General features: G+C 44.0%; 9 protein-coding genes. 5 read left to right on the top strand and 4 right to left on the bottom strand.

From position 1 onward, the window contains the following. Nucleotides 1–34 precede the first annotated feature (34 nt). From fusA to FBB35_RS28990, 4 genes are all read left to right on the top strand, one after another. On the top strand, nucleotides 35–2,113 hold the full coding sequence (gene fusA, locus FBB35_RS29005; protein WP_174712515.1) for an elongation factor G: 2,079 nt from the start codon (nucleotides 35–37) through the stop codon (nucleotides 2,111–2,113). 23 nt (nucleotides 2,114–2,136) lie between these two features. After that, nucleotides 2,137–3,366 (top strand): elongation factor Tu, encoded by a 1,230-nt coding sequence (gene tuf / locus FBB35_RS29000; protein ID WP_012410239.1) that lies wholly within the window; start codon nucleotides 2,137–2,139, stop codon nucleotides 3,364–3,366. Nucleotides 3,367–3,546: 180 nt separating this feature from the next. Then, complete coding sequence (rpsJ, locus tag FBB35_RS28995; RefSeq protein WP_008232935.1) at nucleotides 3,547–3,864, top strand: 30S ribosomal protein S10; 318 nt, start codon at nucleotides 3,547–3,549, stop codon at nucleotides 3,862–3,864. Nucleotides 3,865–4,068: 204 nt separating this feature from the next. Further along, complete coding sequence (locus FBB35_RS28990) at nucleotides 4,069–4,716, top strand: LON peptidase substrate-binding domain-containing protein (protein ID WP_174712514.1); 648 nt, start codon at nucleotides 4,069–4,071, stop codon at nucleotides 4,714–4,716. Between the two features lie 267 nt (nucleotides 4,717–4,983). On the opposite strand, the gene pheA is transcribed toward FBB35_RS28990, so the two are convergent. Then, nucleotides 4,984–5,859, bottom strand: coding sequence for a prephenate dehydratase (pheA, locus tag FBB35_RS28985; protein WP_174712513.1), 876 nt, complete (start codon nucleotides 5,857–5,859; stop codon nucleotides 4,984–4,986). A 520-nt stretch (nucleotides 5,860–6,379) separates the two neighbouring features. Here pheA and FBB35_RS28980 point away from each other — a divergent pair. After that, the gene (locus FBB35_RS28980) at nucleotides 6,380–6,967 is read left to right on the top strand and encodes a DUF1997 domain-containing protein (RefSeq protein ID WP_174712512.1); all 588 of its coding nucleotides are present in this window, start codon (nucleotides 6,380–6,382) and stop codon (nucleotides 6,965–6,967) included. An 8-nt stretch (nucleotides 6,968–6,975) separates the two neighbouring features. Here the strand turns inward: FBB35_RS28980 and FBB35_RS28975 are convergent, their stop codons facing one another. The 3 genes from FBB35_RS28975 to FBB35_RS28965 all read right to left on the bottom strand — a co-directional run bounded on the left by FBB35_RS28975 (nucleotide 6,976) and on the right by FBB35_RS28965 (nucleotide 13,346). Next, entirely contained in the window at nucleotides 6,976–7,632 is a 657-nt protein-coding gene (locus FBB35_RS28975) for a ribonuclease HII (RefSeq protein ID WP_174712511.1), read from the bottom strand. Between the two features lie 8 nt (nucleotides 7,633–7,640). After that, nucleotides 7,641–9,800 (bottom strand): Rne/Rng family ribonuclease, encoded by a 2,160-nt coding sequence (locus tag FBB35_RS28970; RefSeq protein WP_174712510.1) that lies wholly within the window; start codon nucleotides 9,798–9,800, stop codon nucleotides 7,641–7,643. An 852-nt stretch (nucleotides 9,801–10,652) separates the two neighbouring features. Beyond that, nucleotides 10,653–13,346, bottom strand: a complete 2,694-nt coding sequence (locus FBB35_RS28965; RefSeq protein ID WP_174712509.1) for a TIGR03960 family B12-binding radical SAM protein — start codon at nucleotides 13,344–13,346, stop codon at nucleotides 10,653–10,655. Nucleotides 13,347–13,411 lie beyond the last annotated feature (65 nt).

Raw genomic sequence — 13,411 nt, 5'->3', positions numbered from 1 at the left:
AGATATCATGAGGCAAAAACTATAGGAGGTAGCTGTGGCACGCACGATCCCGCTAGAGAAAGTACGCAACATTGGTATTGCGGCGCATATAGATGCGGGCAAAACAACAACAACAGAGAGAATATTATTTTACTCTGGGATAATTCATAAAATTGGCGAAGTTCATGAAGGAACTGCCGTCACAGACTGGATGGAGCAAGAGCGGGAGCGGGGAATTACCATTACTGCGGCTGCTATCAGTACCAGTTGGAAAGATCATCAAATTAACATTATCGATACTCCGGGTCACGTAGACTTCACAATTGAAGTTGAGCGTTCCATGCGCGTGTTGGATGGCGTAATCGCAGTATTTTGTTCTGTGGGCGGCGTGCAACCGCAGTCTGAGACAGTGTGGCGGCAAGCAGAACGCTACAAAGTTCCTCGGATAGCTTTTATCAACAAGATGGATCGCACCGGAGCGAACTTTTATAAAGTTCACGAGCAAATTCGCGATCGCCTGCGGGCGAATGCGATCGCCATTCAACTACCAATTGGTAGTGAAAACGACTTCCAAGGGATCGTTGACCTAGTACGGCAACGTGCGTATATTTACGCTAACGACCAAGGAACCGATATCCAGGAAACCGATATCCCGGAAGGATTGCAAGCGCAGGCAGAGGAATTCCGCACCAAGCTCATAGAAGCCGCAGCAGAAACCGATGATGCTTTAATGGCCAAGTACTTCGATGGCGAAGAACTTACAGAACAGGAAATTCGGACAGCCCTGCGTAAAGGCACAATTGCGGGGACAATTGTACCAGTACTTTGTGGTTCAGCATTCAAAAACAAAGGTGTGCAGTTGATGCTGGATGCTGTTGTCGATTACCTGCCAGCGCCAAGTGAAGTACCGCCAATTCAAGGCTTACTGCCCAATGGCGATACTGTTGAGCGGCGGGCTGATGACAACGAACCCCTAGCGGCTCTGGCATTCAAGATTATGGCTGACCCTTATGGTCGCCTGACATTTGTTCGCGTTTATTCTGGTGTTCTGAAAAAGGGCAGCTACGTTCTCAACGCTAGTAAGAATAAAAAAGAACGGATTTCCCGCTTAGTTCTCATGAAAGCAGACGATCGGCAAGATGTCGATGAACTGCGAGCAGGTGATTTGGGAGCAGCGCTGGGTTTGAAAGACACCTTGACAGGTGACACACTCTGTGATGATGGATCGCCAGTAATTCTGGAATCTCTATTCATTCCTGAGCCTGTAATCTCGGTGGCGGTTGAACCCAAAACCAAGAACGATATGGATAAACTATCCAAGGCTCTGCAATCTCTCTCAGAAGAAGACCCCACCTTCCGTGTTCGCGTCGATCCCGAAACAAACCAAACCGTAATCGCGGGGATGGGAGAGCTACACCTAGAAATTCTAGTAGACCGGATGTTACGAGAATTCAAGGTGGAAGCGAATGTAGGTGCGCCACAAGTAGCTTACCGAGAAACAATTCGGAAAGCTGTGAACAAAGTTGAGGGCAAATTCATCCGCCAAAGTGGTGGTAAAGGTCAATACGGTCACGTTGTGATCAATTTGGAGCCTGGAGAACCTGGTACTGGCTTTGAATTCGTTTCCAAAATCGCTGGCGGTACAGTACCTAAAGAGTACGTTGGCCCCGCAGAACAAGGGATGAAAGAAAGCTGCGAATCCGGTGTTCTAGCTGGATATCCCTTGATTGATGTTAAAGCGACGTTAATTGATGGGTCATATCACGATGTAGACTCTTCAGAAATGGCTTTCAAAATCGCTGGTTCAATGGCGATGAAAGAAGCTGTACTGAAAGCTTCACCCGTCATCTTAGAACCTATGATGAAAGTTGAAGTTGAAGTTCCTGAAGACTATATGGGTAACGTCATTGGCGACCTCAACACCCGCCGAGGGCAGATTGAAAGCCAAAGCACCGAAAAGGGACTTGCTAAGGTAACATCTAAAGTTCCACTGGCAAGTATGTTTGGCTACGCCACTGATATCCGGTCAAAAACCCAAGGTCGGGGTACCTTCACGATGGAGTTCAGCCACTACGAAGAGGTGCCTCGCAGCGTAGCTGAAACTATCATTGCAAAAAGCAAAGGGAACGCTTAGTTAAAATAAGGAAATGAGCATTCATGGCACGCGCAAAGTTTGAAAGAAATAAACCCCACCTCAATATCGGTACTATTGGCCACGTTGACCACGGTAAAACCACGTTAACAGCAGCTATCACTATGACCTTGGCGGCTCTTGGTCAAGCTACAGCCAAAGGCTACGACCAAATCGATAACGCGCCAGAAGAAAAAGCACGGGGTATTACCATCAATACCGCTCACGTTGAGTATGAAACCGAAAATCGGCACTATGCTCACGTAGACTGTCCAGGCCACGCTGACTATGTGAAAAACATGATCACTGGTGCTGCTCAGATGGATGGAGGTATCCTCGTAGTAGCTGCTACTGATGGCCCTATGCCCCAAACCCGCGAACACATTCTGTTAGCAAAACAGGTGGGCGTTCCCAGTCTGGTTGTATTCTTGAACAAAGAAGACTTGATGGATGACCCAGAACTCTTGGAACTAGTAGAACTAGAACTCAGAGAACTGTTAAGCAGCTATGACTTCCCTGGCGATGATATCCCCATTATCAAAGGCTCTGGTCTGCAAGCTCTCGAAGCAATGACCAAGAATCCTAAGACCAAGAAAGGTGAAAATCCTTGGGTAGATAAAATCTACGAATTGATGGATGCTGTGGATTCCTTTATCCCCACTCCTGAGCGGGATGTTGATAAGCCCTTCTTGATGGCAGTAGAAGACGTATTCACCATCACAGGTCGTGGTACTGTGGCTACTGGACGGATTGAACGCGGGAAAGTCAAGGTTGGCGATACTGTCGAGCTAATTGGTCTCAAAGACACTCGTACTACTGCCGTCACCGGGATTGAGATGTTCAAGAAGAGCCTTGAAGAAGGTTTGGCTGGAGATAACGCGGGTGTACTACTGCGTGGTCTCAAGAAAGAAGATATCGAGCGCGGTATGGTTATAGCCAAACCAGGTTCAATTACACCTCACACTCAATTTGAAGGTGAAGTGTACGTCCTAACAGAAAAAGAAGGTGGTCGTAAGACTCCATTTTTCGCTGGCTACCGTCCCCAGTTCTATGTACGGACAACCGATGTAACTGGTACTATCAAAGCCTACACCTCCGATGAAGGCAAAGAAGTAGAAATGGTGATGCCAGGCGATCGCATCAAGATGACAGTAGAATTGATCAACGCGATCGCTATTGAACAAGGAATGCGCTTCGCTATCCGCGAAGGTGGACGTACCATCGGTGCTGGTGTCGTCTCCAAAATTATCAAATAGCACCTTTTCGCTCATAACAAAGGAGCAGAGATGGTATAATTCCTCTCTGCTCCTTTCTCTTCCCTCTATAAATAAGGTAATAGGTTACAGGGGACAGGTACTAGTTTTCTGTAACCTTTACCCTGTAACCTTTAACCTTGTAAATAATCCCCTAATTACGCAGAACCTGGAAAATTAAAGATGGCAACTCTACAGCAGCAGAAAATTAGAATTCGCTTACAGGCTTTTGACCGACGCTTATTAGATACATCTTGCGAGAAGATTGTAGACACAGCTAACCGCACCAACGCTACAGCCATAGGCCCAATTCCTTTACCTACAAAACGCCGGATCTATTGTGTGCTGCGATCGCCTCACGTAGATAAAGATTCACGGGAACACTTTGAAACCCGTACCCATCGCCGGATTATTGACATTTACCAGCCTTCTTCTAAGACTATAGATGCCCTGATGAAATTGGATCTACCATCGGGTGTAGATATTGAAGTCAAACTTTAATTAGTCATTTGTCATTGGTCATTTGTGAATAAACAAAGGACAAAAGACGACTGACAAAGAACATTAGTATAAATATTTACGTAGCCTTGAGAAATATATCTCAGGGCTTTTATTTAGCTCGGAAACAAATGATAGAATATAGAGAAAATACGGGAAAAGCAGAGAAAAAGAAATTTTAAAGATTAAGTTTATACCAAGGTAACAATGACATCATCTTCTAAAATTGCAGTTCGTGAACTACCTCTGTTCCCGTTACCTGAAGTAGTTCTATTTCCTACTAGACCATTACCTTTACATATCTTTGAATTTCGCTACCGAATCATGATGAACACGATTTTGGAGAGCGATCGCAGGTTCGGTGTTTTGATGTTCGATCCAGTCAAAGGTACAATTTCAAACACTGGTTGCTGTGCAGAAATCGTTCATCACCAACGCCTGCCAGATGATCGAATCAAGATGTTGACACTAGGGCAACAAAGATTTCGTGTATTAGAGTATGTTCGTGAAAAGCCATATCGCGTTGGCTTAGTTGAGTGGATTGAAGACCAACCACCAACTAAAGATTTGCATCCTTTGTCAACTGAAGTAGAACAACTACTGCGAGATGTTGTGCGTCTATCAGGTAAATTAACCGAACAAAATATCGAACTGCCAGAAGATTTGCCCGATCTACCAACAGAACTATCTTATTGGGTAGCAAGTAATCTTTACGGTGTTGCCGCAGAGCAGCAGTTATTGCTAGAAATGCAAGATACTGCAACTCGTCTAGAGCGGGAAGCAGAAATTTTAACTTCTACTCGTAATCATTTGGCAGCTCGCGCTGTTCTTAAAGACACGTTTAATGAAAAGTGAGGAGTGAGAAGTTTAGGAGTTAGGAAAAATAACAAAAAATACAAGATCGACAACTTATAATTTATATTGCCTAACTGATAACTCCTAACTTCTCAGAGGTTGTTTGAAAAATTTTAGGCGAATAGAATTCCCTACTACACAAACAAAGTCCACGGAGGTGGACTAAGAGAAAATCAATGATTTTAACCCACCTCCGTGGGTTTTGACTGTGTAGCCGCGACTTCCAGTCGCCCGGTGAGTAATAAATTAGACTTTTCAAACACCCTCTCAAGTAAAAGCGCTGATTGGCAAAACATTGTAAGCGCCAAGAATTTTTAAAATCTCTGTGTGGATAGTTAATTCTGCTAAAGCAGATTGCATTTGTGCTTTCTTGACATCTGCTTCTAAATCCATGAAAAACAAATATTCGCCTAACGATCGCTTTGTCGGACGAGATTCAATCCGGCTGAGGTTAATTCCTAGTTGAGCAAATATTTGCAAAGGTTTGACTAATGCTCCGGGTGTGTTGGCAGGCATACTAAAAGCTAGCGATGTGTGACTAGTAGGTGTTGTTGATGCTTGATATCCAGCGTCCGTCTCACCCTGACTTACTACCCAAAAACGAGTACAGTTTTCTGGATAGTCGTTAATACCAGTGGCAAGTATAGGCAGGTTGTAGAGTTGAGCGGCTCTACTAGAAGCGATCGCAGCTGTTGTTGTCTCTTGCTCTAATCGCTGTAGTGCTTCGGTTGTAGAATTGCTGATAATAATCTGTACAGTCGGCAGAAACCGCTCTAACCATCCCTGACATTGTGCCAAAGCCTGCGGGTGAGAGTAAACCGTTTTAATCTTATCTAAACTAGACGCACAAGAAATTAAGGTATGAACAATCGGTAATACTAAAGCTAACTTAATTTGCAAACTGTCTAACTGCCACAGTGTATCCAGTGTTGTGGTAACACTCCCTTCAATAGAATTTTCTACTGGCACAACAGCTAGTTGAGCTTTACCATCAGCAACAGCGCGCAGTGATTGCGGGATGGTGGGATAGGGAGATAATGTAGCTTCAACTCCCGTACTTTTAGTCAACCAGTTGAGATAAAGAACAGCTGCTTGTTCTGTGTAAGTGCCGGGAGGCCCTAAATGTGCGATCAATAGAGTCATGCTTTTAGCCTGAATAGATCGAAATTCTAGGAAAACAAATTATTCAAATTAGTCTTGTAGCAAATAGATTTTTTGGCAATTTTTTTCTGCTAAATTGGTCTCAAGATTTCAGAGCAATTATGTGAATTTCTAACAAAAAACTATTCATATTCTTCGCTTTATGTCAAGAGTTAAATTTTAATCTTAGCCCTTTCAAGATGGCTCGTAAAATCTCTTATGTTTTCTCAGCGTTCTCTGTACCTCTGCGGTTTAAAAGTATGTTTTTTTACTACAGAAGTGCAGAGTACACAGAGTATGGAATTTATCGACTAAAATTTTTACCTACTTTGAAAAGGCTAATTTTAATCTATATTTATTTCTTGAACTAAAGATAGTAATGAGAGTACCAAATTTTTACTAATGCTGTATAGCTGATAAGCAACGATAATTTTTATTGCCAATAAATTTTGTACTTTTCTAATAATCAGATTTAAGTTGTTAAAAAATATTAAAATTAAGAGACAGATATTTTTATCCGCTCATGGCTACCCGGTTTACTGCCTCCCAATCGGTTGAAATCGCTGTTCCAGAGCAGCCTATTCACATTCAGCACTACTTGCGTCAGCCTCAACGTCTGGTTAAGGCTTTAGCTGACAACACCCGAACTCAGCAGCTTTCTGAGGAAGTATTTCGCTTAAAAATGCGTCCGCTCACTTTTATGTCATTAAGCATTCAACCGACTGTAGACATGAGAGTTTGGGCAGAATCAAATGGAATAATTTATTTGCGATCGCTAGGCTGTGAAATATTGGGTTTCGAATATATTAACCAGCGCTTTGCCCTTAATTTAAAAGGGCATTTGTCTCCCAAAGAGTTTAGCACTGGCACTCGTCTGCGAGGAAGGGCTGATTTAGAAGTACTGGTGGATTTACCACCGCCATTTTCCTTTACTCCTAAGCCAATTTTAGAAGCTACTGGTAATGGTTTGCTCAAAAGCGTACTGTTGTCGGTTAGGCAAAGGTTATTAAATCAACTGTTGACTGATTATCGCTACTGGGTGATATCACAAACTAAAGATAGAGGACTTAACGATGACAGTATTGAATTGCCAATCCTGAATGCTGAGTAATTATTTAATCACTCAGCGTTCGGTAATTTGATTTGGCAAGGACGAAAAGACTGACGATGTAGGGGTGATGGCCCGTATTGTTGCAGAGCCAGCAAATGCAGTTGGCTACCATAACCCTTGTTACGCTCTAGGTTGTACATAGGGTATTTCAATGCTAAACGCATTATCAAATCGTCACGCCAAACCTTGGCAACAATACTAGCAGAGGCAATAGCGAGCGATCGCTCGTCCCCCTTAACTATTGTTTGTTGTGGCAATAGCAAGTCTTTGATTGACTGATTGCCATCAACCAAGCAGATTGCAGGCTGTACTTTTAACTTCAGTACAGCCCGCTTCATTGCTAATAGTGTCGCTTGCAAAATATTTATCTTGTCAATTTCGGCAGTAGAAGCAAACCCAATTTTCCAGTCTATAGCTAGCCCACAAATTTGCTGTGCTAGCTGAGTTCTCCGAGAACTAGACAACTTTTTACTGTCTTTAATTTTAGCTGCCATCAGTATTGGCAAAGCATGATCTGGTAGGATCACTGCTGCCGCTACCACCGGGCCAAATAGAGCGCCTCGCCCTACTTCATCCACACCTGCAACCAATCCTGGAATCCCTGACAAGGTAGAAAACTCCAGCCAATTGGATTGTTCCAAGGGCGTTGGTGATGTTTCTACCATAAAGCAAATTAATTATCCTCGATCGCTGAGGAACGACGGCGGCGACGGCGGCTAGCAGTAGCGGCGCTGTTTGCATCACTTTCATCTGCGATCGCATTGGCGGCGCTGCTTGAATCGCTTTCATCTGCGATCGCTTTGACGGAGGCTTTTGCAGACAAGCTTTCCGAAGGATTGGCAGTCAACTCAGATGGTTCAGCTGTCTCTTCTATCAAAGATTTTTGTTCTGGCTCAATAACTTTTGGTATTGGTGACTTAGTTGCAATTACTTCAGGTGGTACTTTTTGGGCAATAGGTGATTCTGAGACAGATTCAGTGGGAGTTGTTCGCACTTGACCAGGCTGAATCACGTTAATAATCACAGATTTGGTATTTTTAACCTCTTGCTCTAACTTCACCAAGGGAGATATTCCCATCAAGGCAAACATATCCTGTTCCTGGAGGCTCATTTCTACAGTTCTAATCTCCGGTGGTTCTACCACTGGTTTAACTGGTTCTGGCTTGATAACTTTAGCACGCTCTACAGTGCGCTCTACTCTTTCATTCCAACCTGGTTTACCAAAGGTGGGTGAGGGAATTTCTGGTGTAACTCCTAATTCTGGTTCTATATCAAGGTCTAAATCTGGCTCGTTGACAAAAGCTAATGGATTGGCAATAACCCGAGATTCATCTTTCCCATTTAACCCATTGATGCCAATTCGACTACGGCGAGTACGGGTACGACGCTTATTATCATTCAGTTCTTGATAACTAGGATGATTAATCAGATTTAAGTTAGTCGATTCCGAGTCGCCGTCAAATGCTTCCCCAAATCCATCATAAGTTTCTCGTGGTTCCGGGACGCGGGCAGATGGCTGACGTGGTTCTCGGTGAGGTAGGGATACAAAACGCTCACGTTCTGGTGTTTCTGCTGGTATTGGTAATCGGTTTTCAAGTTCTCCAGGCAGACGCACAGTATGCCCTAAACCGCCACAGGTGGGACAAGTTTCACCAAACAATTCGTAAATATTTTGACCCTGACGTTTGCGGGTCAGTTCTACTAAACCCAGTTCCGTAAGTTGAGCAATCTGGGGACGAGCTTTGTCTGCTTTAAGTCCTTTATTAAAGTGTTCGAGAACTTGCAGTTGGTCACGTCGGGATTCCATATCAATGAAATCAACGACAATCACTCCGGCAATATTCCGCAGACGCAACTGGCGAGCAATTTCTGTTGCAGCTTCACAGTTTGTCCATAAAACTGTTTCTCTGGCTGTCGCCGATCGTGTGAAGGAACCTGAGTTAACATCGATTACGGTTAATGCCTCGGTTGGCTCGATGATAATGTAACCTCCAGAAGGTAGGTCTACTCTTGGTTTCAGGGCTTCTCGAATCGCAGCACTAATGCGGAAGTACTCTAAAATTGGGGAGCGATCGCGGTGATGGTCAATCAACAATCCTTGCGGTGTTTGACCGCCACTCCAATTCTGCAAGTACTGCTTCACGCGCTTCAAACCAGTACTGGAATCTACGACAATCCGATTGACATCCGCGCCGTACATATCCCGCAATACGCGCTGGATAAAGTCATCGTCTCGGTTGAGTAGTGCTGGGGCACGGGTAGAATGCGCTTCTTGTTGGATAGCCTCCCATTGCTTTTGCAGCAACTCCAAATCTTCCATAATCGCTTCTTCTGGTTTGCCTTCGGCTTCTGTACGCACGAGCAAACCCATTCCCGCCGGTTTGACCAAAATCGCTAGTGCCCGCAAACGGTTGCGCTCACTTTCACTTTTAATTCGTCGGGATAAATTTACGCCCCTACCATAAGGCATCAGTACTACGTAGCGTCCGGGTAAGGTGATATTACCCGTGAGCCTGGGTCCTTTTGTTCCCGTTGGCTCTTTCATGACTTGCACCAAAACTTTCTGTTGTGGTGCTAATAGTTCTGTAATGGCTGCTGCGGTACGCTTTAGCTTCAATGGTCCCAAGTCGGTGACGTGAATAAAACCGTTACGCTCTGGGTCGCCAATGTTCACAAAAGCCGCATCTATCCCAGGCAATACGTTTTCTACTACTCCTAAATAGATATCACCTATTTGGTGATGACCGGTAGCAACAACGAGTTCTTGTATTTGATCTTCAGAAAAGACAGCAGCAATTTGGTGCTGCTCGGCGATAATAATTTGTTTTGGCATTCAATTTCCTCAAAAATTGGCAGCACCAATAGGTCTGGAGGTTTGTTATCCCTTTGTTGCCCTTGCAACCCTCAAAAGGCGCTACTGATGATAAAAATCGCAAACCTGATGTTCTAAGTTAAATAGCTATTGGCGCTCTTAAGAGCGTTTCTACGGCGGATTATTCCAGAACGGCTGCATATTTAAGCTATTAAATCAACCGTCCGTGGTTGATTTGTGATGCAATACTCTCAATCAAGAGAGTTCTGAGTTGAAAGTTTTAAATCCTGAGTGAGTTTTTAACTCAGGAAGCTTTTTTTGAGAGTAACCTACTGAAGTCGTTAAGAAAAAGAAACTATTTCTATTTTCCATTCCTGGATTTATTCTTAGGGTTATACTCAGCAACGCCAGCTGCTACCCTACTTTTAAGCCGCGCTTTGCGCGTCTGGTGAACGTCTGCAAATCAGCTTAACCTACAGTAGTTGTTTACCCTGCGGTAACACCAAGGGCGAACAACTCTAAAAGAGTAACGCGCTAGCTCTTGGGCAATATTGTGGATTAGACATTCAGCAGTTGTTGAAAAAGTATGGATTTAGAGAAGCTAACCGAGCCTGCTGTTAGTTACTGATTCACAAGGTAGCTATAGAGAGAGTGTGTGTTCTTTAATCTGCCACAGTTTGTCTGGGATAAAATCCTAGAATTTCCACTCTAATATCTTCGCTTTCGCCCCCTGAACACCAGGGTAGTGAACCAGCTAATTTCAATGCAGCGCCAGAAAAATTCTCTTCACCTCATTCTAACGCAACCTTGCTAAAAATCAATTCCGACGATGTACCGTGTTAGGACAACTACTAGCAAGCTGCCCTACAGGGATTATACTGCTAAAATTAGCCGATTGCGGTGGATGTGTAAGAGTTGAAATTCTCCACTAGCCACTATGCCTAGCATAAACAGGATTTGTTCAGGACGCAATAGAAAACCATCTTGGCGATAGCTACCTACATAACGGATAACAGATATAGATTCTGCAACGTTTTTATGGGTTTCTACTAATTCCAGTTCAAATAAGCGATCGCGCAGATTTATTAACTGGCTCTTGCCTGACTTTGTTGTATGCTCGTACCAAAGTTCATCTTTTGCTTTGATGGTATCAATCCATTCTTGCCATTGTATAGATGTTGTTTCTTCAAGTGCTGCTACGGTAATTAAATATTCTGCGGTTTCTAGCAGTTGAGTAGCTGCCGGAGTTTTTAAATCTATCTGCTCCACATTATATATAGGTATGTCTGTGGGCATTTCCCGAACCAATTTTTCTCGAAAAGTATCGATGTCCACTGGTACAGTTAACTCAAAATCCGCAATTTCACCATTACTAGTTGCCCCTAGAGCCAAAGCAGTTGCTACAGAAATTCGCGGCATTGGATGAAATCCACCAGTAAAGGCAATTGGTAAACCTGCTCGCCGCACAACTCGGTCAAACAAACGGATTAAATCTAGGTGGCTTACCAAAGCCATGTTACCCTGTTTTCCAAACCAAACTCGAAGTCTTTGGGCTTTAGTTGTGTTGGGAACAAACTCGCCGGCAAATTGTGGGATGATAGGCGATTCAATTACGACGTTATGACCAAAGTCAGTTCCACATACACCACAGTGAGAACAACCCTCAAAAGAGCAGTCGGGGACAATTGCCGCTTCTAAGGCGCGTTGCAAGTCTTCTTTAAGCCACTTTTTATCAATCCCGGTATCAATATGATCCCAAGGTAGAGGAATATCTAGGGAGTGGGAAGTATCGAGAGACGGGATTGATTGCATCTGTACAGGAGTGAGGAATTGGGTATTTTCTGCATCTTCTGATCTGTTCTGCTCTTGTGCGTGAAACAAATTCCATTCACCATTTTCTACTTGGCGGTATTTCCAATCTAGATCGGCTTGAGCGATCGCATCTTCCCAAGCACTAAAAGCTCGATCTAAATTTTCATACCAGGAATCCATTCCTGCACCCAATTCCCAGGCGCGACGGACTACTTTGCTCAAATTGCGATCACCTCGTCCCACAAAATCTTCCATTGCCGAAATACGGACATCGGTAAAATTTACCTTTACTCCCTTTATCCGGCGGAATTCTTGCCGCAACAGGTTTTGTTTGCGCTTAAATTCTCTGGTAGAAACTGAGTGCCACTGGAATGGTGTATGGGGCTTGGGTGTAAAGTTAGAAATTGTCAGGTTAAAGTTTAGGGGTTTTCTGCTTTTGCCCCGACATTCTCGCTGTAGCCAACTGACTGTTTCCGCAATGCCCAAAACGTCAGTATCTGTCTCACCCGGCAAGCCAATCATAAAATACAACTTGATTTTATCCCAGCCTTGCTCCCAAGCGGTTTTTACTCCCCGCAACAATTCATCATTCGTCAAACCTTTATTTATAATGTCTCGCATCCGCTGAGTTCCAGCTTCTGGAGCAAAAGTCAGTCCACCTTGCCGTGTACCTCCCAGGATATTGGCAATATTCTCATCAAATCTGTCTACCCGTTGGCTTGGTAGAGTCAGAGAAATGTTTTCATTTTTTAAGCGATTTTTGATTTCCATCCCCACTGCTGGTAGGGATAAATAATCAGAACAACTCAGAGATAGGAGGGAAAACTCATTGTAACCAGTTGCCCGCATTCCCTGTTCAATTGCTTCTACAACCTTATCGGGTTCTACATCCCGTGCTGGCCGAGTCAGCATTCCTGGTTGACAGAAGCGACAGCCGCGAGTGCAACCACGCCGAATCTCAATTGTCAAACGGTCATGCACCGTTTCTACGTAAGGAACTAAGCCAATGGAATATGCTGGTATGGGAGTTGCAACCCGTCGCAGAATTCGTTTTGGCACGTCAGGGCAACAAGGGTGAACTGAGCCATCCTCTGCCATGTCATAAAACTGGGGAACATATACACCTGGTATCTGTGCCAAATCTAGTAATATATCTTCCCTACTTAATCCTGCTTGCTTGCCTTCTTCCAATACCAAACCAATTTCTGGTAGCAGTTCCTCTCCATCTCCAAGGGCGATAAAGTCGAAAAAGTCAGCGTAAGGCTCAGGATTCGATGTTGCTGTTTGCCCACCAGCAAAAATCAAAGGAAACTGGGATTGGAGATTCGTAAATTCTCCCCCTGTTTGTTGGCGTTCTCTCCACGTCAAGGGAATTCCAGCTAGATCCAACATTTCTAAGATATTAGTTGCACCCAGTTCGTAACTGAGGCTAAAGCCTAAAATGTCGAATTCTGTGAGCGATCGCTTTGACTCTACCGCAAACAATGGCGTATTAGTTTCGCGTAGTTTGGCTGCCAGGTCTTTTCCTGGGAGGTAGGCGCGATCGCACAATTGACGCGGTTGGGCATTCAAGATGTTGTATAGGATAATGTGCCCTAAATTAGATGCACCGACTTCATATACTTCTGGGTAGGTTAAGACCCAGCGTATTCCTGTCTTATCCCAAGCTTTGTGTACTGCTAAACGCTCATTACCAAGGTAACGCCCTGGTTTTAAAATATCCGATGTTATTAATTTCTCAACTGCAACAGTCACTGTGCTATCTTCTAGCTACCTTAATTACAGCTACCCAAACCAAACTTTAGCATTGAATTAGGTCT

It is taken from the genome of Nostoc sp. TCL240-02 (assembly GCF_013343235.1).
Classification (GTDB): Bacteria; Cyanobacteriota; Cyanobacteriia; order Cyanobacteriales; family Nostocaceae; genus Nostoc.
The sequence above is the reverse complement of the archived record's forward strand: the minus strand, read 5'-3'. Positions and strand labels throughout refer to the sequence as shown.